Source organism: Kaistella chaponensis, assembly GCF_900156725.1.
In the GTDB taxonomy this organism is placed as follows: domain Bacteria; phylum Bacteroidota; class Bacteroidia; order Flavobacteriales; family Weeksellaceae; genus Kaistella; species Kaistella chaponensis.
This window is the reverse complement of sequence record NZ_FTOI01000004.1, coordinates 178,811-202,700: the sequence shown is the minus strand read 5'-3', so window position 1 is coordinate 202,700 and position 23,890 is coordinate 178,811. Positions and strand designations below refer to the sequence as shown.

Here is a 23,890-nt window from a genome sequence, read left to right as displayed (position 1 = left end):
AGAATTATTTACGGCCAAAAAGCAATCTTTCACCATGTTTTTCCTCCGCAACTTTTCCATTATCAAAAGCTAAAAAACCATTCACGAAAGTGTGGGTGATTTTCGAATGAAATTCGGTTCCTTCGAACGGACTCCAACCGCATTTATACAAAATATTTTCTTTGGAAACGGTGTATTTTTCATTGAGATCAACCAAAACCAAATCTGCTTTGAACCCTTCCTTTATAAAACCACGTTTCTCAATCTGAAATAAAATTGCAGGATTATGACACATTTTCTCCACGATTTTTTCTAAAGAAATTTTTCCATTTTTAAAATTTTCGAGCATCACATTTAAAGCGTGTTGAACAAGCGGACCACCAGAAGGCGCTTTTAAATACTTCTGAGATTTTTCCTCTAAAGTATGCGGCGCATGATCGGTGGCGATGACATCAATTCGGTCCTCCAAAAGCGCTTCCCAAAGTCCGTCTTTATCTTTTTGCGTTTTCACGGCAGGATTCCATTTGATGAAATTTCCTTTGGTTTCGTAATCTTCATTCGTAAAAGTGAGGTGATGAACGCAAACTTCTGCGGTGATTTTTTTCTCTTTTAAAGGAATATCATTTCGGAACAATTCCATTTCCTTCGCGGTCGATAAATGGAAAATATGTAATCTTGCACCGGTTTTTTTCGCCAGTTCGATCGCTTTGGAAGAGGAAATATAACACGCTTCTTCGCTGCGAATTAAATGATGCGCAGTGACGGGAATTTCGTCGCCATATTGTTCTTTAAAGCTTTCGGTATTTTTTCGGATGGTCGCTTCATCTTCGCAATGAACAGCGATGAGCATTTTCGTACTGCTGAAAATCTTTTCTAACGTTTCGGGATTATCCACCAACATATTTCCTGTGGAAGAACCGAGAAACAGCTTTATTCCTGCGACATTTCGAGGATTGGTTTTTAAGACTTCTTCCAGATTATCATTCGTTCCGCCCATTAAAAAAGAATAATTGGCAAACGATTTTTCGGCAGCGATTTGATATTTTACTTCTAATAATTCTTGCGTCACTGCATTTGGAACCGTGTTCGGTTGTTCCATAAAACTCGTGATTCCGCCTGCAATTGCGGCTCTGGATTCACTTTCAATATTGCCTTTCCAGGTTAAACCCGGTTCCCGAAAATGAACTTGGTCATCAATGATTCCAGGAAGAAGATATTTTCCAGAAGCATTGATGATCTGATCCACATTTTCTTCAGAAATATTTTTTTCAATTTTTGAAATTAAATCATTTTCGATGAGCAAATCGCTTTCGAAAATTTGATTTTCATTGACGATCGTAGCATTTTTAAGGAGGATTTTCATAAGAGTCGGTTTCAAGGGTAAATTTAAGGTTTTATTTGAAGTTCAAAAATTGCGATTTAAAATTTTTTACATTTGCAAAAATTAATATTACCCATTGTATAAAAAATTATTAGGACAAACCGCTATTTATGGTTTAAGCACCGTGATAATCCGGTTGTTTCCCTTTATTATAAGTCCTTTCGTAACGCATGCTTTTGGACCGAAAGCTTTAGCACCGTTCATCGATTTTTATTCCGTTGCGGGAATTATTATTGTTTTGCTTTCCCACGGGATGGAAACTACATTTTTCCGTTTTGCAGAGAAAGAAGAAGACCATCAAAAATTGATTTCAACTGCGACTTTAAGTGTGGTAGGAGCTTCATTTTTGTTCATGTTTTTCTGTTTTATTTTTCGGCAGGATTTAGCGATTGCCTTTAAAACTCCAGATCAGATCAATCTTTTAACGATGATGTTGTTCGTTTTAGGATTAGACGGACTTTCCACAATGCCTTTTGTCATTTTAAGAAAAACAGGTCGGCCGAAAAAATTTGCCATGATTAAAATTATCAATGGCATTATTAATTTTTTATTAGTGGTTTTCTTCATTGTTATTCTCCCGAAGCTTGGAAGCAAAGGACTTTTCGGTTTCACCTATGATAAAAATTTCGGAATCGGATATGTTTTTGTGGCAAATCTGGTTGCGAGTGCCGTGACATTTTTGCTGCTTTTCCAGGAAATTAAAGCGGTTCGTATTGCAGCTTTCGACGGGAATCTCTGGAAAAAAATGATGGGATATTCATGGCCAATCACGATTGCAGGTTTAGCCGGAGTCATTAATGAAACCATGGATCGACAGTTTTTGAAATATCTTTTACCCGACGGAATTAATACCGAACAAATGGCGATTTATGGCGCAGTTTGCAAGATCGTGACATTTTTGACTTTGTTTCGGCAAGCATATCTTTTAGGAATTGAACCTTTCTTTTTCTCCCACGCAAAAAATGAAAATTCTGGGAAATCCTACGCGAAATTGATGGATATGTTTGTGATCGTTAACTGTATTATTTTGCTCGCTTTGTGCGTAAATCTAAATTGGTTGGCAAAACTTTATCTTTCTAATCCCGCTTATAATGAAGGAATCCCGATTGTTCCTATCGTTTTAATGGCTGCCGTTTTTTTGGGGATTTATTTAAATATGTCGGTGTGGTATAAACTTTCTGATAAAACCATTTTTGGAGCGTATCTTTCGGTTTTGGGAGCAGCGGTTACGATTGGGATTAATATTTATTTCATTCCTGTTTACGGATATTGGGCGTCAACATGGGCTACCTTTTTAAGTTATTTTTCCATGATGACTGTTTCCTATTTTCTGGGGCAATATTTTTATCCGGTTCCGTATCACATAAAAAAAATCCTGGGTTATCTTGGTTTAAGTTTTTCTCTTTCGGTACTATCATTTTACGTACTTGAAGGAAATTTAATAATCGGCAACCTATTATTATTAGTATTTTTGGCAATTGTCTTTTACTTTGAAAAAGATACCTTGCTGAAATTAAGAAAGCGTTAAAATGAACATTAAAATAATCAATAAATCAGAAAATCCACTCCCAAAATACCAAACCGAACTTTCGGCAGGGATGGATTTATCTGCGAATTTAACACAACCTGTCACTTTAAAATCCTTAGAAAGAAAATTAATTCCGACGGGATTATTTTTGGAACTTCCGGCAGGATTTGAAGCACAAATAAGACCCAGAAGTGGATTGGCAATAAAAAACGGTATTACGGTTTTAAATTCGCCCGGAACCATTGATGCAGATTATCGTGGGGAAATTGGGGTTATTTTAGTAAATTTGTCTAACGAAGAATTTACCGTTAATAATGGAGATCGAATCGCACAAATGGTGATTGCAAAATATGAAACCGCATCCTTTTTCGAAGTGGAAGAATTGACTGAAACAACTAGAGGAACTGGCGGATTTGGAAGTACCACCGTAAAAATTTAAATAAAAACTGCTGAACATTTTAGCATCTAAAAATACACGTATGAAAATTATTGTTCCAATGGCTGGAAGAGGATCCAGATTAAGACCACACACTTTAACCGTTCCTAAACCTTTAATCCCAATTGCCGGAAAACCAATTGTACAACGTTTGGTAGAAGACATTGCGAAAGTTGCCGGAGAAAAAATTGATGAAATTGCTTTTATTATCGGTGATTTCGGACCCGAAGTGGAGGCTTCTTTAATTAAAATTGCCGAAAAACTGGGCGCAAAAGGAACTGTTTACACCCAAGATGAGCCGCTCGGAACTGCTCATGCCATCAAATGCGCCGAAGCTTCAATGCAAGGCGATGTTGTAGTGGCTTTTGCAGATACGTTGTTTAAAGCAGATTTTATTTTAGATAAAAATTCTGATGGGGTGATTTGGGTGAAAAAAGTTGAGGATCCATCAGCATTTGGCGTGGTAAAATTAGACGATTACGGATTTATCACGGATTTTGTAGAAAAACCAAAAGAATTTGTGTCGGATTTGGCAATCATTGGAATTTACTATTTTAATTCTGCAGAGAAATTAATGAGTGAAATCAACCACATCATGGACAATGACATCAAATTTGGCGGCGAATATCAGCTGACAACAGCCTTGGAAAATCTACGCCAAAAAGGGGCGAAATTTTCTTTAGGAAAAGTAGATGATTGGATGGATTGTGGAAATAAAAACGCAACGGTAGAAACCAACGGGAAAGTTTTAGAATACGAAAGAGATAATCTTTCGCAATATCCAGCTTCTGCGAAAATTGAAAACTGTATGATTATTCCGCCGTGTTTTATCGGGGAAAATGTAGAAATTTACAATTCGAAAATTGGACCCGGAGTTTCCATCGGAAATAATACGAAAGTAATCAACTCTAATATTGACAATTCCCTCATTCAGGAAAACACCGTAATTGATCATGGGAATCTAAGCAACTCTATGATTGGGAATTCTGCCCAATATTTCGGAGTTTCTAGGGAGATTTCTTTGGGAGATTTCTCTGTTTTAGACTTTGTTTCGAATAAAAACAATCATTAAAAATTTAGAATTTAAAGCATATTCCCAAACCACACAAAATCTATTGTGTGGTTTGGCGTTAATATTGTAAAGGTGCTTGCAACCTAAAAAAATGAAATGAAAAATTATATTTTAATAGTGATGACCGCGGTTTTGTTACTTTCTTGTAAAGCCAAAACAGCCACCAATAATCCGATTGGTACTGATAATGCAATTGCTGCCAATGCAACTTTTTTTAATAAAATTAAAGAAAAATCAAACTTTCAGCAGCTTAAAATAAACTCACGCGTCAGTATTGAAAACGGAACTTTTATCCCAACTTTAGATGCTACTATTTATATTGAAAATGGCCAGAAAGTGTGGATGAATATGATTGCCATTTTTCTTAATGTTGGACGAGGAATTGCAACACCAGAAGGAATTAAAGGCTATGAAAAATGGAATAAAACCTATATCGAATCTGATTTTTCTTATCTCAATAAATTGTTGAATGTAAATTTCATTGATTACAGTTCTTTGCAAAACTTACTTTTGGGAAAAACGTTTATTCCCATTAATGAAAAAGATTTTTTGGTCACCAAAAATGCGCAAGGTTATCGCCTTATTTCCAGTAAAAATTTAACGTTTACAAACAACGGTCAAGTTTCAGAATATAGTGTTGCGATGGATTTTTCAAACGACTTTAATTTGATGCAAGTCAATTTAGTTGATAAAAATAAAACCAATGAGCTAGAAATCTCGTATTTGAATTGGACAGGCTTCGAGGAGATGATGCTACCTAAAAATGTTAAAATAATTATAAAAGGTACAAAAACTAGCCAAATTTTATTGGAAAACACGAGATTTGAAAGTTCGAAAATGGATACTCCATACTCCGTTCCCAATAATTATACGAAAACTGAAATTAGATGATTAGGAAATTAGGCTTTTTTGTAGGAATTTTTCTGTGCGGATTTTTTTTCTCTCAAAAGAAAGAAGAGCTTCAAAAACAAAATATTGAACTTAAAAAACAAATTGCATCGATCAATACAAACCTTGCAAAGACGCAAAAAGAATCAAAATTATCTGTAGCGTATTTGAATGAAGTAAACAAAAAAATACAGCTTAGAGAAAAAGTTTATACCAATACTCAAAAAGAAAAACGTTTAATAGAAGACGACATTTATCTACGTCAGTTAGAGATCAACCGCCAGAATAAGGAACTTGCAGTGCTTAGGAAAAATTATGCTGAAGTTTTAGTAAAAGCTTATAAAAATAAAGGCGTTCAGAATAAAGTGACCTTTATTTTATCTTCAAAAAATTTGGGAGAAGCATTAAGAAGAGTTCAGTATCTGAAAGATTACTCCGATTATCAGAATAAAAAAGCAACAGAGATTTCTGATGCCGCTGTGAAACTTCTTCAAAATGTAACTTTAAAACAAAAATCGGTAAATGATAAAGTGACGATTCTTTCAAATCAGCAAAAAGACTTAGTCACGATCGAAGCGGAAAGGAAACTAAAAGAAAATCTTCTTCAGGAATTTAAGAAAAACGAAGTACAGCTCACCGCAGAATTGAAGCAGAAACAAGGACAATCCAAAAAGCTGGAGGGTCAAATTCGATCAATAATCGCGGAAGAAATTAAGATTGCCAAAGCAAAAGAAGAGGCAAACAAAAAAGCAGAAGCAGAGAAAATGCGTTTGGCAAAAATAGCTGCAGAAAAAGAAAAAGCAAGAATTGATGCCGAAAACAAAGCGCGAATGGATGCTCTCGCTTTAGAGAAAAGAAAAGCAGACGAAGAAGCAAAAAGATTAAAGGATATTTCAGACAGAAAAGCTGCGGAAGAAGCAGAGCGAGCGAAAATAGCACTTTTAGCAGACTCTAAAAAGACAGAAGACGCGAAGAAAGCTGCTGATGCAGAAAAAGCGGAATCACGACGAGCGGAAGCTGCAAAAGACGCCGCAATCGCTGCAGCAAATGCAAAAGCAGCAGCAGAAAAAGCAACCACCGCAAGAGTTGCAGAAGCGAATCTTGTAAAGAAAAATGAAGATGCAAAAAAAGCTGCAGAAACTAAAACCATGACGAACTTCGGAGTAACAAGTGCCATTGGAAATAGTTTTGTTGCCAACCGCGGAAAAATGGGAATGCCTGTTTATGGAACAATTACCCACCGATTTGGAAGACAACCGCACCCAGTATTTAAAAACATTGTAGAAGAAAATAATGGTATTAAAATAGCCGTAAACAGAGGAACTGTAGCGAAATGTATAGCTCCAGGAACAGTTTCCCGAGTGGTTGTTTCTGGTGATGGAACCAAAATGGTTATGGTTAAACATGGAGACTATTTTACGGTTTATGCAAATCTTGCGAATACAATGGTTTCTGCCAATCAGCAAGTTGCAGCAGGAACGGCAATTGGAGGCGTAGGAGAAGACTTTGATGGGACGTTTACCTTGGACTTCCAAATTTGGAATGGTGGAACTCCTGTAGACCCTTTGGGATGGATCAATTAAAAAATATAAATTAACTTTGTAAAAAATATCAACATGCAAACACTTACGATATTAGCACTTTCTTGGCAACACTTATTAATTGTTGCAATCATTGTATTAATTCTTTTCGGTGGGAAAAAAATCCCAGAAATGATGAGAGGATTGGGATCAGGAATTAAAGAATTTAAAGATGCTGTAAAAGAGGAGGACAAAAAAACGTCAGAAGAAACCAATAGCACAGCCGGAACTCCAAAGAACAATAACTCAACACCGACGAACTAATTCTGACTTCTATGAGTATTACAAATACCGCCTGGGAAATTTTCAATCAGTCAATCAACGATTATCATGTGAAAGATAATGTAGATGAACCTGTAAAAAACCAATTTCCCAACGGAACTTTGGAACGAATTTTGTATGCCAAGAATTGGATTGATACCGTTCAATGGCATTTGGAAGATATTATTCGCGACACCAATATTGAGCCAAATGAAGCTCTGAAAATTAAGAGAAGAATCGATGCTTCAAATCAGGAAAGAACTGATATGGTTGAATTTATTGATAGTTGGTTTCTAGAAAAATACAAAAATATCACGCCAAATGATAATGCGAGATTAAACAGCGAAACTCCTGCATGGGCTTTCGACAGGCTGTCGATTTTGGCATTAAAAATTTATCACATGTCGCTTGAAGCTCATCGAGATTCTGCAAGCGATGAGCACAGAAATAATTGTTCGCAAAAACTAAATGTTTTATTAGAACAAAAGAAGGATCTTTCTGAAGCGATCACGCAATTGCTTGATGATATAGAGAACGGTAAAATTAAGATGAAAAGTTATAAACAGATGAAAATGTATAACGATGAAAGTCTTAATCCGATCCTTTATCAAAACCTGAAAAATGATCAAACTAAAATTTAGATATCTTTTATTTCTGCTTCTCCCTTTATCTTGTTCTACAGAAAAAATTAATCTTTCGCCAGTTGGAGACAACCTCTCTCAAACAAATGGCAAGACTTTAAAGTATTCTTTAGACCAACGCAAAAACCTTATTTTCTATTCATCAGAAATCACCAATTTAATTGCATCTTTTCCTAAATTAGGCAATGATGCAGTGAACAAAGAAGTTCTTAATTTGAAAAGTTGTTTAAAAGATTATATCGGTGCAATGGAAGAATCTAATAAAAATGCATTAGAAGATTCTCAAAAAAGATATGAAAAATCAAATAAGAAACTTCAAAATTTGCGAAAATATCTTAATAAGCAAGACGACGATGTTTTAAATAGATACTTGGTGAGAATTAAAACTAGTATGACCCTTTTAAATAGCAATATTTCACCTGATCAACAAACTGCCCAATAAAAATTTCTTTTTTTATGTTGAAAATTCAAGCGGAAGCAAACGTTCCTACTGACGATGGTAATTTCAGGATGATTGCCGTATCTGAAGACGTAAGTGATTGGATGCCGCATATGGCGATCATCGCCGAAAACACCAATTTCGAAGAACCTGTCAATGTTCGATTTCATTCAGAATGCATTACCGGTGAAGTATTTCATTCTAAAAAATGTGAATGCGGTCAACAATTAGATGCAGCGATGAAATACATGCATCAACATGGCGGAATAATCGTTTACCTTCGACAAGAAGGCCGAAATATTGGCATCATCAATAAGCTAAAAGCGTATGCACTTCAAGAAAAAGGTTTTGACACCGTAGAAGCTAATTTAAAATTAGGACTTCCTGCAGACGACAGAAATTTTTCAGTTGCCATCGATATTTTGAATATTCTGGAAGTAAAAAACATCAACCTTCTTACCAACAATCCCGAAAAAATGAAGGTGGTCGAAAATAGCAATATTCAATTAAATAAAAGAATTCCCTTGCAAATCGATTCAACAAACGAGAGTGAGTCTTATCTAAAAGTTAAAAAAGATTTCTTTGGTCACCTTTTGGAAAATTCAGAAGAAAAAAAATAACGCACTGATTACTCAATGCGTTATTTTTTCTCTAACTGAATCCTTTAGAATTTCAGTGCAGTTTCTAAAGCCAGTTCGATCATCGTTTTCAAAGCTTTTTCTCTTTGATCGGCAGAAATCTGTTCCCGCGTCGGAATAATATCTGAAACCGTAAGGATGGTCGCTGCATTTTTTTCCAAATATTGCGCATTTGCAAAAAGAGCAAAAGCTTCCATTTCTACCGCAGAGCAATTATATTTTGAAGCAATCTCGGGTAAACCTTCCTCTTTTCTGTAGAAAATATCACTCGTATGAATGTAAGTAGGCTTAATTTCCAAATCCAGACTTTTCGCAGTTTCATTAATCAAACCAAATGCACTTCCTTGGTGCGAAATCAAATCACCTTCAATTCCCCACGCAAATTTAGCATAGGTTGATTCGCTTGCCGAAAATTCTACATTAAGCAGATCAAAAAGCTTTAAATCAGTGGTATAAGCACCACAAGTACCGATTCTGATGATGGTATCGACCTCAAATTCGGTAAAAAGTTCGTAGGAGTAAATTCCAATACTTGGGATTCCCATTCCACTTGCTCCCACCGAGATTTCTTCCCCTTTATATTTTCCCGTGAAATAGTAAATATTTCTCGTTTGGCTTACAAGTTTTACTTCTTCCAAAAAATGATCGGCAATATATTTTGCGCGCAACGGATCTCCCGGTAGTAAAACAGTTTTTGCAATTTCTCCTTTTTTTGCAGCGATATGAACACTCATAATTGTAATTTTAATTGAATTTTAAATGTAAGGAATTCTTAACAAAGCAAAAATTTATACATGATGATTTTTGGCATTATCCACCAAAAAAAGCTCAATAGCGAACAATTGAGCTTTTTTTATAAAAATTAAATTCCCTAAAACTTATTATTTCCAGTCAGGAATGTTGTAAAATTTAATTACGCTTTGGTAATCGCTAAAATCAACTTGTGCATTTTTTCCTTTTGAAGCGGGAACTAAAACGATACGAAACCGTTGATTACTCAAATAGTTTGCGATAAAAGCTGCGTTTTGCAAAGAAAAATCAATTGTTCCACCGGCTTCGATGAGTACATCATTTTTAGTAAAATCGAAATCATAATCCAATTCTCCTTCAGTTAAAAACAATGTTCTTGGAATTTGTTGCCAAATTGGATTTCCGTTATCAACACCAGATTGTCGATAAACCAGAACCACATCGGTGCTGTTTATGCTTAAACCTTGCGAAACGGAATAAGAATTCCCTGGATTAAAATTTGCTGTAATATCGGCCATTTTGGGATACGTATCGGTTGCCACGACAGTTTCATCTCTATTGGTGCAACTTACCACGACAAGACCAAAAATTGCTAAAAGCAAATAAATAAAATATTTTTTCATTTCTAAAAGTATTTATAGATTAATTGTATGCTAAAGATTTCAAGATGTATGCCAATAAATTTTAAATCTAAAATTTAAAAATTGTATTTTTGTTTACCCTCATATATTAGATAATGAAAAACGTAAAAAGTCAAATCACTTTCCTAATTATTCTTCTTCTTTCTTTAAAAATCTCCGCACAATATCAACCAAAAAATCTCAGCAAAGAGGATTTGAAAAAAGCCAATGACTGGGTTCATAAAACTTACAATTCTCTTTCACAAGATCAAAAGCTCGGTCAGTTATTTATTATTGCACTGTACACCAACAAAGGCGAAGATTACATTAATAATGTAAGAAATATTGTAGTTAATGAGCAAATTGGTGGATTGATTTTGATGCAGGATGATGCCGCAAAAGAAATTAATTTAGTCAACGAATTTCAAACCAAATCCAAAGTTCCTTTGATGATCGGAATGGATGCGGAATGGGGCATTTTTCAAAGAATCGCGACTGCACATAAATTTCCGTGGGCGATGACTTTAGGAGCAATTCAGGATAAAAATCTCATCACAGAAATGGCAGCGAAAATAGCTGAAGACTGTAAAAGAATGGGCATCAACTGGGATTTTGCACCTGTTGTAGATGTAAATACCAATCCCGATAATCCCATTATCGGAAACAGAAGTTTTGGTTCGGAAGTTTCAAACGTGGTACATTCAGGACTCGCGTACTCGAACGGATTGCAGAATAATAATATTTTAGCAGCCATTAAACATTTCCCCGGTCATGGCGACACCAATACGGATTCTCATCTAGATCTGCCTGTAGTTTCTCATGATTTAAAAAGACTGACCGACATCGAACTTGCTCCTTTCAAAGCATTGATGGATAAAGGAATTGGTGGAGTGATGGTTGCACATTTGTATGTTCCAGCTTTGGAATCTCAAAAAGGAATTCCTGCCTCCATTTCAAAAAATATTATTACCGGAATTTTAAAAGAAAAATTCGGTTTCAAAGGTTTAATTATTACGGATGCTCTCAATATGGGCGCCGTTGCAAAACGCTATAAACCAGGAGAATTAGATGCACTTGCTTTCAAAGCTGGAAATGATATTATGCTTTTTTCCGATGGTGTGAAAGAAGGAAAAAGATTGATCCAATTAGCGATTGATAATAAGGAAATCTCCCAAAATCGTATTGAAGAAAGTGTGAAAAAAATTCTTTTGACCAAATATTATTTAGGTTTAACAAAATACGAAGCAAGAAATCCTGAAAATATTAATGCTGATCTGAACAATGATTCCCATAAAGTTTTAGTTCAAAATTTGTATTCGAATGCGTTCACTTTAATTAAAGATGAGAAAAAATTGCTTCCGCTCCATTGTAAAGAAACCTATTATTATGTTCCTTTGGAAGAAGCGCCGTATCAGACTTTTTTGGATCAATTAAATTTGAAGGCAACGGTTATTGTAAAAAAAGCTGCAGAAATTGGAACAATTCCCGCCAATTCAAAAGTGATTGTTGGTTTTCATAAAGATAATTCTACGGCTTACAAACCGTACAAAATTTCGGATGCAAGCAAGAAAGTTTTGGCAGATTTAAGTAAAAATCAACAAGTCATTTTGAATGTTTTTGGTTCTGCTTATGCTTTAAAGAATATTGATATTTCTAAAATTTCTACCGTTTCTGTTTCCTATGAAAACAATGATGATTCTATGACTGCGACGGCAAAAGCCTTCAATGGAGCAACCAGAATTTCGGGAAGATTGCCGGTTTTGGTCAATGAAAAATTAAAAGCCGGAATGGGAATAGATTTGAATTTTTTAACAGGCAAATAATGAAAGTTTTTTTTAATTCTTACCTTAAAATTGAAGATTGGATAAAATCTGAAAAGTAAATTTTATAAAAGTACATCGTTAAAAAAAATATTGAGAAAGAGAACCGAAATTTCTTTTAGCCCCGATTGAAGCGGCATCCTTTTTTTGACGAGGTACGAGGAGAAAAAAGATACAGCGGAAAGCGGGACCGACCTGAATGAGAAAACCGGTTTTTCTGCTCCTCCAAAAAAATAAAATAACAATTAAAAAAATAGCGAAATTTTCGCAATAAAAAATATGAAAATAGGAATTCTCTGTTACCCAACTTACGGTGGAAGTGGCATTGTTGCTACAGAATTGGGTATGGCGCTCGCAAACAAAGGCTACGAAGTACATTTTATTTCGTCAGCATTACCTGCAAGATTAGATATTACCAATCCCAATATTTTTTTTCATAAAGTAAACGTACAAACCTATCCACTTTTTCAATATCAACCTTATGATATTGCGCTTTCATCCATGATTTACCGCGTTGTCAATTTGTATAAACTCGATTTGCTTCACGCTCATTATGCGATTCCTTATGCTTATGCAGCCTTCACAGCGAAGCAAATGTTGAAAGAAGAAGGGAAAGATATTCCTTTGGTAACCACGCTTCACGGAACCGATATTACTTTGGTTGGGCAACATCCAAGTTACAAACATGCGGTGGAATTTTCGATCAACCAATCAGATACGATTACTTCTGTGTCTGAAAGTTTGAAAAAAGATACGCTTCAGTTCTTTCAGATCAAAAAAGAAATCCAAGTCATCACCAACTTTATCGATAACTCAGAATTCATAGGAAAATCAGACTGTCAAAGGAATCAGTTTGCTACTCCAGATGAAAAAATATTGATTCACGTTTCCAATCTTCGTCCCGTAAAACGAGTGGATGAAGTGCTCGAAATTTTCAAAAATGTTCAGAAAAAGATCAACTGCAAACTCATTATTATTGGTGAAGGTCCCGATATGGAGAAAGTCAATCAGTTTTTAGAGGAACATCCTGCTTTAATAAACAGAGTACGTTTACTAGGAAAAGTGAATGATTTGTACAAAATTCTGCAACTTTCTGATGTTTTCCTTTTGCCTTCCGAACAAGAAAGTTTTGGTTTGGCCGCGCTCGAAGCAATGGCTGCAGAAACTCCCGTTATCAGCTCAAATGCAGGTGGAATACCAGAAGTTAATATTCAGGGAGAAACCGGATTTTTGGCCGAGATTGGAAATGTAGAAGCGATGAGCAACTACACCATCAAATTACTCAGCGATGAAAAACTTCTGGCTCAAATGAAGAAAAATGCCAAAGAACAAGCGATGAAGTTCGATTTGAAAAATATCTTGCCGATTTATGAGAAAATGTACGATGATACCTTAAGTAATTTTAAAAAATAGTTCGTTCCACTCTTTCCTATTAAAAATTTGCTTCGTTACTTTGTAAGGTAAGTTTCTGGCAATGAACGAAAAGCTCCTTCAATATCTTTGGAATTTCAAAATTTTCAAAAGTTTTGACTTTAAAGATGTGTCGGGAAACAGCTTAGAAATACTCAATTTTGGCAAATGGAATTTTGATTCAGGACCCGATTTTTTGTTGGGAAAAATCAAAACTAACAATATCGTTTTAGCAGGGAATATTGAACTTCATGTAAAATCTTCAGATTATATTTTTCATCAGCACAGCGGAAACCCAGAGTTCGAAAATTTGATATTACATGCGGTTTTTATTCACGATGTTGAAATTGAAGAACTGAATAACAAAGGCATTCCGACCTTAGAACTGAAAGCTTATATTGATGAAAGTCTTCTTTGGAAATACGAGTCGCTATTAAAAGAAAACCAGTTTATTCCGTGTGCCAATTTATTTCAGCCCGCAAAAGTTCCATTCCATTTTTGGGAAGAATCTCTGCTGAAGAAATTAGATGAAAAATCCCTCGAGATTGAACAAGCTTTGGCTAGAAACAAAAACAACTATGAAGCAGTGCTATTTCAAACTTTAGCCTATTCTTTTGGATTAAAAGTGAATGCCTCGATTTTTCTACAGCTTGCCGAAAGTATCGATTATTCTATCATTAATAAAATCAGGCAAAATCAGATACAACTAGAAGCACTGTTTTTTGGAATGAGTAATTGGCTGGAAAACCCACAAGATGATCACGCCAAAATCTGGAAGCGCGAATTTGATTTTTTAAAAAACAAATATCAACTTTCTGACCTTCGATTCAATCCGAAATTTTCCAAACTTCGGCCACCGAATTTCCCTACTGTTCGGCTTTCCCAGTTTGCGTGCCTCTATCATGTAAATCAAAATTTATTTTCAAAATTAATCTTTGCTAAAAATATTGAGGAAATTTACTCCCTTTTCGAAAAAATAAAAGCCAGCGAATTTTGGAACAACCACTTCAATTTCGGGAAAATATCGCCGATTGAAGGCGAAAAATTCTTAACGAAAGATTTTGTAGACCTCATTTTAGTCAATGCAGTCTTACCGTTAAAATACACGTATCACAAAAATTCAGATGAAAACATTATCGATGAAATTCTAGATTTCTACAGAAAAATCGCTGCTGAAAAAAACACCATTGTGACTGGTTGGATCAATTTAAAAGTTAAGGTAGAAAATGCCCTTCAAAGCCAAGCAATCCTTTATCATCATAAGCATTACTGCGAGAAAAAGAACTGTTTAAATTGTGGCATTGGATTTCAATTATTGCAAAGCCACCAATAAAATAAAAATAATTCAATTCTGACAAAGTTCATTATAATTTCAACTGTTTTTGATCTTTTTAGGTTTAGTTTTGTATAAAAATTAAATAATGTTTGATTGGTTAAAAATGCTTCTGCTTCCTGTTGAGAATCCAACTGTTACAAATTCCCTTGTCGCCATCATGCTTGCAATAGCAACTGGCATTTTTTTCGGGAGGCTAAAACTAGGAAAAATCACGTTCGGCGTTTCGGCGGTGATGTTTACAGGATTATTATTGGGACATTTCGGGTACCGAATTCAACCCGGGATTTTAGATTTTATTAGAGATTTTGGTTTAATTCTTTTCGTATATGGAATTGGATTACAGGTTGGACCGTCCTTCTTTTCCTCCTTTAAGAATGATGGATTAAAATTTAATATTCTGGCCGTTTCTACGGTGCTTTTTGGCGGAGTTGTCACTTTAATCCTCTTTAAATTTACGGGTCTTAAAATAGAAAATTTGGTTGGAATCATGAGTGGCTCCGTTACCAATACTCCGGGTTTAGGTGCCGCAAAAAATACCATTGAAGAAATAAAAAATTCTTTTCCAAATAAAACCTTTGATGATCCAACCATTGGGTACGCAATTACCTATCCGCTTGGTGTTTTTGGTATTATCGGAACCATTATTTTCTCCAAGATCTTATTGAAAATTGATCCGGAGGAAGAAATGAAAAAATTTCGAAAAGCAAAACTTAACAGTGAATTGCCTTTGGTTCACAAAAAAATGCGCGTTACGAATCCTGCCTTTTTTGGGAAAACATTGCATCAGATTTTGAAAGAATTTGGCGGGGGAATTGTGATTTCAAGATTAAAACACAGTGGTAGTATTGCGGTGAAATCCCCTACTTTAGACCACGAATTGCGCGATCGAGATGTTTTAATGATTGTGGGAATCGAAAAAGATTTAGATGAATTTATTTCTCAAATAGGGCGACCTTCAACGGACCTTTTTATAGAATCTGATTCTGACCTTCACAAAAAAAATATTTTTGTGACCAAATCTTCTGTCCTTCATAAAAACCTTTCCGAACTCGATCTGTTTAATACCTATGATTTAAAAGTTACCCGAGTTTTTCGCGCAGGAAAAGAAATTTTACCCAGACCTTCTTTAGAATTATTTTATGGAGATAAATTAAGAGTCATCGGCTCCCAAGAAGCGATTGACGAGGTAGAAAAAATCATTGGAAACTCAGAGAAAAAATTATTAGAACCCGATTTCCTTTCTTTGTTTGCCGGCTTATTGTTAGGCGTTATTTTAGGATCTATTCCGATTGTAATCCCAAGTTTACCGGTACCCATTAAATTGGGATTTGCAGCTGGACCACTGATTGTAGCGCTTTTAATTTCAAGATATGGCGGGATTTCTTTTATACATTCCTACATTAATAATGGAGCCATCTATTTTATGAAAGACTTTGGGATTTGCCTCTTTTTTGCTGCAGTGGGAATCCATGCAGGAGACGGATTTTACGAGAATTTTGTCAAATACAACGGCTGGAACTGGTTGCTTTTCGGTTCTGCAATCACTTTTATTCCACTTATAGCAATGGTTATTGTGGGCAGGTTTATCCTGAAAATCAATTACCTGCAACTGGCAGGAATTATGAGCGGAAGCTACACCGATCCTGCTGCATTATCGTTTAGCACGAACTATTTAGATTCCGACATTCCGATTCAAAGTTATGCGCAGGTTTATCCTTTAGTTACGATCTTTAGGATATTCGTAGCGAGTTTACTGATATTGATTTTTTCATAAAAAAAAAGCAACCTCAAATGGGGTTGCTTTTTTTTTAGGTATTTAGAAATACTACTTTTTTTCCTCAATAGTTGCGTCGGGAAATCTTTGTTGAGTAAATTCTCTGGAGATTGCTGCTTTTTCAAATTTCAATTTTCCAGATAGCGTTTCAATGACAACTCCATCTTCTTGAATTTGAGCAATTCTTCCGTGCATTCCAGAAGTAGTAACTACTCTGCTGCCAACTTTCAATTCAGATTGAAAGTTTTTTTCCTGCTTCGATTTTTTCATCTGTGGGCGAATCATCAGAAAATAAAATCCGACAAACATTAAACCCATCATCAACATTGTTGGCATTAAGGAACTTTCGGGTGCTGCTGCTTGTAAAAATATTGCAATCATTATTGTTATTTAAAATTAAAATACTACGGTTGAATGTCTGCTGTAAAAGTAATCACCATCGGTGCTTTTTCTACGTTTGCGTAAATTTCTGCCTGTTTGCTAACCAATCCATCAAAATTTGATGAATCAAATTTCAAAGTGATTTTTCCTTTTTTTCCGGGCATAATTGGGTCTTTCGTATAATCTGGAACGGTACAGCCACAACCTGGTTTTACCTGAGAAATAATCAAAGGATTTTTCCCTGTATTGGTGATTTCGTACGTGTGTTCTTTGTGATCCCCTTTTTTGATCTTTCCGAATTCAAAACTTGATTCTGAAAGTGCAACGGTGGTTAAAGGTTTAGATTGTGCTTCACTTGCTCTATCATCTGCAGTAACAAGTGTTGCATCTTGCGTTGGAGCTTGTGCTTCAGTTGAAACTGAATCCGGCGCAGTTGCTGTAGTTTCTTCTTTTACGATTAACTGATCTGCAGATTGGTCTTTTTTGCAAGATACTAAACTTAAAGCGGCAACTAAAGGCACAATTTTAATTAAATTTTTCATAAATTTCTTATTAATTTCTGTTGATATCTTTGGTGTATTTATCTAAAATTCCGTTGATAAAGATATTGGAACGGTCTGTAGAAAAGACTTTTGAAATCTCGATATATTCATTAATAATTACTCTTCCCGGTGTTAATGGGAAATATTCAATTTCTGATATTGCGGCAATCAATATGATTTTATCGAGTAGGGAAATCCGATCCAAATCCCAGTTATCCAACATCGATCCGATTTTTTTTTCGGTTTCTTCAAAATGATTCAACGCGTCTTTTAGCAATCTCCCTGCAAATTCACGGTCTTCTTCATTTTTAATCATTTTGATTAAAGTGTGACTTGGTTCATCTTCTTTCAAGAAACCAATCGTTTTTTGCATCATGGAATTGGAGATGTGAAAATCATCGGCCCAACTCATTTCTTTTTCCTCGAGATGTTCATGAAAATCATCGTTCTCGGCAATGTATCTTAAAAATAATTTTCCGATAAATTTCTGATCTTCAATAAAAGAGTAACCTTCTTCTTTCATGAAATCCTGATACCTTTTTCCGGCAGTCATTCTTTGGAAAGTTTTCACCAATAATTCATCATTAATATCCCATTTCAGCTCCTGATGTTTGGAGGTAAAAGAAAGCCTTTCTGTGTTTTCTTCTAATTTCAACAAGATTTGATTATTGATAAATTTCTGATTCGGGTTTACATTTTCATCAGTTTTGATGTATTTATTCTTCCCGATTTCCATCTGCTTTTCTGCCAAAGCTTTCAAAGCTACGAGAAAATTAAGTTGATAAATGTAAAGATGATAGATTTTTTCGATTTCAGAAAACATGTTTTTCTCTAAAACATCGAATTTAATGGGGTTTTGGCAGTAAGAATATAACGATTCTACTACCTTTTCGCGGATTTGTCTTCTTCCTAACATTTCAAAGAACTTTTTGTGGCTGCAAAGATAACATTTTTTTGGAAACGAGTTTTGGTTTATAATGCCTCAATCGATAAATAAAACAAAATCAAATTTCAATTTATTACTTTTGTATCTTATTAATGCAGGGCGAATAAAGCTGAAAACCGCAAGAAAATTATGAACGCACTAAAAACGCTCAACCCCTATTTCTGGAAACATAGAATATTATTATTTTATGGATTCTTCTTCATTATCGCAAGTAATTTCTTCAACATTTTCAAGGTTCAATTTGTTGGAAAATCCGTAGATGAAATTTCAAATACCACCAATCTGGGTTTTAATAAGCAGGTTTTAATTTACGTTGGAATAATTGTGGGATCGTCTTTACTCACTGGTTTTTTCACCTTTATGATGCGACAAACCATCATCGTTGCATCTCGCAGAATTGAATACGAATTAAAAAATAAAATTTACAGCCACTACCAAGATTTATCGCTCACCGATTTTAAAAAAACCACGATCGGAGATTTAATGAACCGTTTGAGTGAAGATGTTGTAGCAGTTAGAATGTATCTCGGACCCGGTGTAATGTATGTAGCAAATCTCCTCATATTACTGCTCATTACCTGTATTTACATGTTGCGAACCGATGTTACCATGACAATCTGGTCGCTTTTACCTTTACCCATTCTTTCTTTTGGCATCTACAAAGTAAGTTCGATCATCAACAAGAAATCCAAAATAATGCAGAAAAGCCAGTCTGCAATTTCAACTTTCGTTCAAGATAGTTTCTCGGGAATTCGGGTGGTGAAATTTTTCGCAAAAGAAAAATACATAGAAAATAATTACGGCACCAAAGTAAAAGATTACCAAGACAAAGCTTTAGATCTTGCGAAAACGGAAGCGTATTTCTTTACCATCATTTTATTTGTGATCGGAATGCTGAATGTAGTTATTCTTTTTATTGGTGGACAAAAATACATGAGCAACGAACTTTCTGTCGGGAAAATTGCAGATTTCTTTCTTTACATCAATATCCTTATTTTTCCATTTTCGATGCTTGGTTGGGTAACTTCGGTTAACCAAAGAGCAGCTGCGTCGATGGCTAGAATTAACGAGTTTTTGGATATGAAAACCGATATTGTTAATACGAATCATGAAAATTATCCCATTAAAGGAGATATTGAATTTCGAAATGTTTCCTACGTTTACCCAAACACCGGAATTAAAGCGCTGGATAATCTCAGTTTTAAAATCGAAGCCGGAAAATCTCTTGCGATCATGGGAAAAACGGGAAGCGGAAAATCTACGATTGCGCTTTTGCTTTGCAGATTGATAGATCCTACAGAAGGGGAAATACTCATTGACGGTAAGAATTTGAAAGAACATAATCTGGTTAACTACCGGAAATTCATCGGATATATTCCACAGGAAAGTTTCCTTTTTTCAGATACCATCGAAAATAATATTGGATTTTCGATTGATCAACCTTCTCTAAAACTGGTGGAAGAATTTGCGATAAAAGCAGATGTTCATAAAAACATCGTGGAGTTCAAAGACCAATACAAAACCATGGTCGGAGAACGAGGTGTAATGCTTTCGGGTGGACAAAAGCAGAGGATTTGTATTGCAAGAGCGCTCATTAAAGAACCGAAGATTCTTATTTTTGATGATTCACTTTCGGCTTTAGACACAGAAACGGAAGAAAATATTCTGCAAAACATAGAAAACGAGATTCAGAAAAGCAGTTCAATTATCATCACTCACCGGGAAAGTAGTGCAAAACGCGCAGATAAAATATTGAATCTCAACAAAGTAGAAAATTCCGATTCCATGTAAATGTAGATTTGTTAGTGATTATTCTATTTTATTAATGAAAACATAAAAATATATTTTGAAATTAAAAGAAATCTTTTATATTTGTTAAACAAGATTTCAAAAAATAGTAAAAATGAGTGATTACAAGGACCGCAACGAAAACGAAATTTTCACGAAGGTTTTAAAAGCAGGGAGAAGAACTTACTTCTTTGATGTACGCGAAACAAAAGCAGGAGATTACTATCTTACCATTACCGAAAGTAAAAAGCATTTTGGCGATAATGGAGAAGCATCATTCGAAAAACACAAAATCTATCTTTACAAAGAAGATTTCAAAAGTTTTGAAGAAATGTTTAAAGATTCTACCGATTTTATAGTCAACGAAAAAGGTGAAGATGTAATTTCTGAAAAACACGACAAAGATTACAAATCGAAAACTTTTACCATCGAATCTGACGACGAAGTATAAATACTATAAAGCACTCTATCGGGTGCTTTTTTTATGTCATTTTCTCAAAAAAACAATTCTCCAACGACGAGAAACGAATAAATAAAAAAAACGCATTGATAATCAATGCGTTTTGCTTTGGGTGGATGATGGGTCTCGAACCCACGACCTTCGGTACCACAAACCGACGTTCTAACCAACTGAACTACAACCACCGTTTTCAGAAGTGCAAATATAAGATTTTCTGTAAAATTAACAAACTATTCCGTCAAAATTTTTAAATGCTAGCAATTTTTCTGTTGTGAAGCCCTCTGCAAAGGCTACACCAGAGAGTCTGCCTAAATCCTGAGCTCTATAAGTGAGGCTTTCCAGAAAATCCTTTGTCGCAATTGGCGTCATTGGTTCTGTGGAATTGGGATCATAAAACTGGGTTTTGTACGCAAGACACGCTTCAATTTTTTTCTCCATAAAGTCAGAAATATCAAATACGAAATCTGGGGTGACATTTTTCCATTGGATGTAGTGAAATATTTGTTTTGGTCGCCATGGTTTTTGATTTTCGCCCTCAGAAACGGTTTCAATCTTAACCAAACCTGAAAGAAAACACGCATCTGAAACCAATTTTGCAGCTTTTGCGTGATCAGGATGTCGATCATCGATGGCGTTTGCAAAAATAATTTCCGGTTGGTATTTGCGAATCATTTTTACGATTTGCATTTGGTATTCTTCTGAATTCAGTAGAAAACCGTCCTTCATTTTCAAATTTTCTCGCTTAGAAATCCCCAATATTTTGGAGGCTTCCGCTGCTTCTTCTGCTCTGGTAAAATTGGTACCACGTGTTCCGAGCTCTCCTTGCGTAAGATCGACGATGACTACCTTTTTTCCTTCGCTTATCAATTTGGCAATTGTTCCGCCGCAACCGAGCTCTATATCATCTGGATGAGCTCCGATGGCTAAAATATCTGTTTTCATAATTCAAAGATACAACATTGAGATTTTTGTGGGAGAATTTTCGTTGAGCGACAAACTGCCCTTCATTTTAGCCCCGATCGCAACGGCATCCTTTTTTGCCAACTGTCATTAAAGTTTTGAAGATTTTTTTTCTGGCAAAAAAGATAGAGTGAAGAGCGGGACGGGTTTTGATAAGAAGCAAAACTGTTGTTGCTCCTAAAAAAATTATTTCAATTCTTCGTAAATCGTGGTAAGAAACTGGCCATAAGACTGCTCTAAACGAGTGATATCACCAGATTTTAGATTGATTCCCGCAGTTCCAGAAGCATTTGAATTGACCGAAAACGCTGAGAATTGAAAAAACTGCATTGGCTGGTTTTCCTGCGCTGCAAGTTTAATGGTGGATCCTAAAAGTTTCTTCGTAGAAACAGTCATAATTTCGCCTGCCGAAAGGGTTTTCTTGATAAAAGTTCTAGGCTTGAACACGATATTGTCTTTGTTTACGGCAATCGCCTGTTTGGTGTATGGTGAAGCAATGAGATAAAAAACGTTGTTTTCTTTGGGAAAAGCATTTGCGGGAACATGGTAGAGATTGAGGCGGTAATGCGCTTCATCGAACTTCTGAACCAGACCATCAACCGTTTCAAAAGGTTGATACGAAAAGGCATTTGCACCGATTTCTTTGGCTTTTTTGTAGATCATGCCAAAAACTTTGACGTCGTCATCGGAAAAGCCCTGAACTTCGAGTTCCCCTAAATATTCGGCATTGCTGTTATTCGCATTGATTTTATAAAATATTTTTTCGGAATTCTGGTTGGATTTCACGACTTTGTTTAGAATTACGGTTTGACCAAAAAAGATTTGACCAAAAAATAAGACACTTAAACAGATTAATTTTTTCATGATTTCTGTAAGATTTGGATACATTCTTCGAGGGAGTTTTGCCAATATTTGGGTTCGATTTTGTAGACCTCTTCAATTTTATCTAAAGACATTGTACTACGTTTTGGGCGTTTTGCAGCTGTTGGGAATTCAGAAGTTGTGATGGGATTCAATTTAATTTTGGAGCCGGAGAAATCTGCTATTTTCTGGGCAAAATTAAACCAAGTAGTCTCCGGATAATTTGAAAAGTGGAAAATGCCGTAAGTTTTTGTTTCTTTTTCAACAATGTTCATTACCGCTTGTGCCAAATCATTCGCATTGGTTGGTTGACCAAATTGATCATCGACAATTCCCAATTCTTCTTTCACCTCAAACAAATGCAACATGGTTTTTACAAAATTTTTGTTGAATTCTGAATAAAGCCAGGAAGTTCGCAAGATGATTGTTTTTGGTTGAAGGTCCATCGCCAAGTCTTCACCTTTTTCTTTTGAAGCGCCATATACTCCTTGCGGATTGGTAAAATCGTCCTCAGAATAGGAAATATTGGTTTCGCCATCGAAAACATAGTCGGTGGAAATATGAATGAAAATGGTTTTGTTTTCTGCGCAAGCTTCCGCAAGATTTCCGACGCCATCTGCATTGACGGCAAAAGCCTTTTCAGATTCAGTTTCGGCTAGATCAACTGCAGTATAAGCTGAAGCATTGATGCAATAATCGGGTTTGAAATCATAAAAATAATCTGAAACCTGATCTCTATCAATGATATTTAGCGTTTGGGAGTCTGTAAAATCGAATTCAAAACGATCCTCATATTCGGGAGCTAATTTTCTAAAACAGTTGCCGAGTTGTCCGTTTCCGCCGATTATTAGTATTTTCTTCATTATTTCTGTGCTGCTTTATTGTGTTTTCTAAGATGGGCGACTCTGCTTTGAAAATCTTTTTCTTCTAAATTAATTAAAAATTTTCGGAATAGATTCTTTGTATCTTCTGGTTGCGAAGCAGATGCACGAGTTTTCATATCGAAATAGATGACAGTAAGCCACAAAACGCTGTGAATGGTTTTACCATCTTCACTTTTCATCAGGATTTCTACTTTTGAAAGGCGATCCCCAACTTCTATTGTTTTACTAGAAATAATAACTTTGGCATTATACCGCACTTCTTTAAGATAGGCGATTTCGTTTTGAACCGTGATCCAGGTACAGCCCGTTTTACGGGTATATTCTTCGTAGGTGAAACCGTAACCACTTTCGACATGATCTTCTCTTGCATTGAGCATGTAATCAAGATATTTCACATTGTTGAGATGACCAATTGGGTCGCAGTCGCTGAATCTTACTTTTACCTGGCTAGATATTTCTTGTTGCATTTTATAAAATTAAAAAAACCATCCCGAAAGGTCGAGATGGTTTTGTTT

25 protein-coding genes and 1 tRNA gene are annotated in these 23,890 nt (G+C 35.4%); 15 read left to right on the top strand and 11 right to left on the bottom strand.

Features of this window, described 5'->3' with window-relative positions:
- Positions 1-4: 4 nt before the first annotated feature.
- On the bottom strand, positions 5-1,342 hold the full coding sequence (locus BW932_RS06030; protein ID WP_076386415.1) for a dihydroorotase: 1,338 nt from the start codon (positions 1,340-1,342) through the stop codon (positions 5-7).
- A 94-nt stretch (positions 1,343-1,436) separates the two neighbouring features.
- Between BW932_RS06030 and BW932_RS06025 the strand changes: the two genes are divergently transcribed.
- The 9 genes from BW932_RS06025 (at position 1,437) to ribA (ending at position 8,825) form a co-directional block, all read left to right on the top strand.
- Positions 1,437-2,888, top strand: coding sequence for an oligosaccharide flippase family protein (locus tag BW932_RS06025; protein WP_076386413.1), 1,452 nt, complete (start codon positions 1,437-1,439; stop codon positions 2,886-2,888).
- A gap of 1 nt (position 2,889) precedes the next feature.
- Complete coding sequence (gene dut / locus BW932_RS06020; protein ID WP_076386411.1) at positions 2,890-3,327, top strand: dUTP diphosphatase; 438 nt, start codon at positions 2,890-2,892, stop codon at positions 3,325-3,327.
- Positions 3,328-3,367: 40 nt separating this feature from the next.
- Positions 3,368-4,396 carry a sugar phosphate nucleotidyltransferase gene (locus BW932_RS06015; protein ID WP_076386409.1) on the top strand — a complete coding sequence of 343 codons (1,029 nt, stop codon included), beginning with the start codon at positions 3,368-3,370 and terminating at the stop codon, positions 4,394-4,396.
- 96 nt (positions 4,397-4,492) lie between these two features.
- Complete coding sequence (locus BW932_RS06010) at positions 4,493-5,287, top strand: DUF4292 domain-containing protein (protein WP_076386407.1); 795 nt, start codon at positions 4,493-4,495, stop codon at positions 5,285-5,287.
- Positions 5,284-6,867: a peptidoglycan DD-metalloendopeptidase family protein gene (locus BW932_RS06005; protein WP_076386405.1), complete on the top strand. Its 1,584-nt coding sequence runs from the start codon at positions 5,284-5,286 to the stop codon at positions 6,865-6,867. The genes BW932_RS06010 and BW932_RS06005 overlap by 4 nt, the downstream gene beginning before the upstream one ends.
- A gap of 33 nt (positions 6,868-6,900) precedes the next feature.
- Complete coding sequence (locus BW932_RS06000; RefSeq protein ID WP_076386403.1) at positions 6,901-7,128, top strand: Sec-independent protein translocase subunit TatA/TatB; 228 nt, start codon at positions 6,901-6,903, stop codon at positions 7,126-7,128.
- 11 nt (positions 7,129-7,139) lie between these two features.
- Positions 7,140-7,766 carry a DUF4254 domain-containing protein gene (locus BW932_RS05995; RefSeq protein WP_076386401.1) on the top strand — a complete coding sequence of 209 codons (627 nt, stop codon included), beginning with the start codon at positions 7,140-7,142 and terminating at the stop codon, positions 7,764-7,766.
- Positions 7,747-8,208 (top strand): hypothetical protein, encoded by a 462-nt coding sequence (locus BW932_RS05990; protein WP_076386399.1) that lies wholly within the window; start codon positions 7,747-7,749, stop codon positions 8,206-8,208. Before BW932_RS05995 ends, BW932_RS05990 begins: the two co-directional genes overlap by 20 nt.
- Before the next feature lie 14 nt (positions 8,209-8,222).
- The gene (gene ribA, locus BW932_RS05985; RefSeq protein WP_076386397.1) at positions 8,223-8,825 is read left to right on the top strand and encodes a GTP cyclohydrolase II; all 603 of its coding nucleotides are present in this window, start codon (positions 8,223-8,225) and stop codon (positions 8,823-8,825) included.
- A 44-nt stretch (positions 8,826-8,869) separates the two neighbouring features.
- On the opposite strand, the gene deoD is transcribed toward ribA, so the two are convergent.
- Together deoD and BW932_RS05975 are read right to left on the bottom strand one after the other, a co-directional pair.
- Positions 8,870-9,577: a purine-nucleoside phosphorylase gene (gene deoD / locus BW932_RS05980; RefSeq protein WP_076386395.1), complete on the bottom strand. Its 708-nt coding sequence runs from the start codon at positions 9,575-9,577 to the stop codon at positions 8,870-8,872.
- 147 nt (positions 9,578-9,724) lie between these two features.
- Positions 9,725-10,216: a hypothetical protein gene (locus tag BW932_RS05975; RefSeq protein ID WP_076386393.1), complete on the bottom strand. Its 492-nt coding sequence runs from the start codon at positions 10,214-10,216 to the stop codon at positions 9,725-9,727.
- Between the two features lie 113 nt (positions 10,217-10,329).
- Here BW932_RS05975 and BW932_RS05970 point away from each other — a divergent pair, with 113 nt between their 5' ends.
- The 4 genes from BW932_RS05970 to BW932_RS05955 all read left to right on the top strand — a co-directional run bounded on the left by BW932_RS05970 (position 10,330) and on the right by BW932_RS05955 (position 16,553).
- Positions 10,330-12,036, top strand: coding sequence for a glycoside hydrolase family 3 protein (locus tag BW932_RS05970; RefSeq protein ID WP_076386391.1), 1,707 nt, complete (start codon positions 10,330-10,332; stop codon positions 12,034-12,036).
- 276 nt (positions 12,037-12,312) lie between these two features.
- Positions 12,313-13,446 carry an N-acetyl-alpha-D-glucosaminyl L-malate synthase BshA gene (gene bshA, locus BW932_RS05965; protein WP_076386389.1) on the top strand — a complete coding sequence of 378 codons (1,134 nt, stop codon included), beginning with the start codon at positions 12,313-12,315 and terminating at the stop codon, positions 13,444-13,446.
- A gap of 61 nt (positions 13,447-13,507) precedes the next feature.
- Entirely contained in the window at positions 13,508-14,776 is a 1,269-nt protein-coding gene (locus BW932_RS05960) for a DUF2851 family protein (protein ID WP_076386387.1), read from the top strand.
- An 88-nt stretch (positions 14,777-14,864) separates the two neighbouring features.
- A complete protein-coding gene (locus BW932_RS05955; RefSeq protein WP_076386385.1) occupies positions 14,865-16,553 on the top strand; it encodes a putative transporter in 1,689 nt (562 codons plus the stop codon).
- 51 nt (positions 16,554-16,604) lie between these two features.
- On the opposite strand, the gene yajC is transcribed toward BW932_RS05955, so the two are convergent.
- From yajC to nusB, 3 genes are read right to left on the bottom strand one after another with little or no spacing between them, the layout of a single operon-like run.
- Positions 16,605-16,934 (bottom strand): preprotein translocase subunit YajC, encoded by a 330-nt coding sequence (gene yajC, locus BW932_RS05950; protein WP_076386384.1) that lies wholly within the window; start codon positions 16,932-16,934, stop codon positions 16,605-16,607.
- A gap of 23 nt (positions 16,935-16,957) precedes the next feature.
- Positions 16,958-17,476, bottom strand: coding sequence for a DUF1573 domain-containing protein (locus tag BW932_RS05945; RefSeq protein ID WP_076386382.1), 519 nt, complete (start codon positions 17,474-17,476; stop codon positions 16,958-16,960).
- A gap of 10 nt (positions 17,477-17,486) precedes the next feature.
- Positions 17,487-18,392 carry a transcription antitermination factor NusB gene (nusB, locus tag BW932_RS05940; RefSeq protein WP_076386380.1) on the bottom strand — a complete coding sequence of 302 codons (906 nt, stop codon included), beginning with the start codon at positions 18,390-18,392 and terminating at the stop codon, positions 17,487-17,489.
- Between the two features lie 159 nt (positions 18,393-18,551).
- On the opposite strand from nusB, the gene BW932_RS05935 reads away from it, so the two are divergent.
- Entirely contained in the window at positions 18,552-20,213 is a 1,662-nt protein-coding gene (locus BW932_RS05935) for an ABC transporter ATP-binding protein (protein WP_076386378.1), read from the top strand.
- Positions 20,214-20,325: 112 nt separating this feature from the next.
- Positions 20,326-20,661: a DUF3276 family protein gene (locus tag BW932_RS05930; RefSeq protein WP_076386376.1), complete on the top strand. Its 336-nt coding sequence runs from the start codon at positions 20,326-20,328 to the stop codon at positions 20,659-20,661.
- A 120-nt stretch (positions 20,662-20,781) separates the two neighbouring features.
- On the opposite strand, the gene BW932_RS05925 is transcribed toward BW932_RS05930, so the two are convergent.
- The 5 genes from BW932_RS05925 to BW932_RS05905 all read right to left on the bottom strand — a co-directional run bounded on the left by BW932_RS05925 (position 20,782) and on the right by BW932_RS05905 (position 23,842).
- Positions 20,782-20,855, bottom strand: a tRNA-His gene (locus tag BW932_RS05925).
- A gap of 37 nt (positions 20,856-20,892) precedes the next feature.
- Positions 20,893-21,612 carry a bacillithiol biosynthesis deacetylase BshB1 gene (bshB1, locus tag BW932_RS05920; RefSeq protein ID WP_076386374.1) on the bottom strand — a complete coding sequence of 240 codons (720 nt, stop codon included), beginning with the start codon at positions 21,610-21,612 and terminating at the stop codon, positions 20,893-20,895.
- 204 nt (positions 21,613-21,816) lie between these two features.
- Entirely contained in the window at positions 21,817-22,494 is a 678-nt protein-coding gene (locus tag BW932_RS05915; RefSeq protein WP_076386560.1) for a hypothetical protein, read from the bottom strand.
- Positions 22,491-23,354: a dTDP-4-dehydrorhamnose reductase gene (gene rfbD / locus BW932_RS05910; protein WP_076386372.1), complete on the bottom strand. Its 864-nt coding sequence runs from the start codon at positions 23,352-23,354 to the stop codon at positions 22,491-22,493. Before rfbD ends, BW932_RS05915 begins: the two co-directional genes overlap by 4 nt.
- Positions 23,354-23,842 carry an acyl-CoA thioesterase gene (locus BW932_RS05905; RefSeq protein ID WP_076386370.1) on the bottom strand — a complete coding sequence of 163 codons (489 nt, stop codon included), beginning with the start codon at positions 23,840-23,842 and terminating at the stop codon, positions 23,354-23,356. Before BW932_RS05905 ends, rfbD begins: the two co-directional genes overlap by 1 nt.
- Positions 23,843-23,890: the final 48 nt, after the last annotated feature.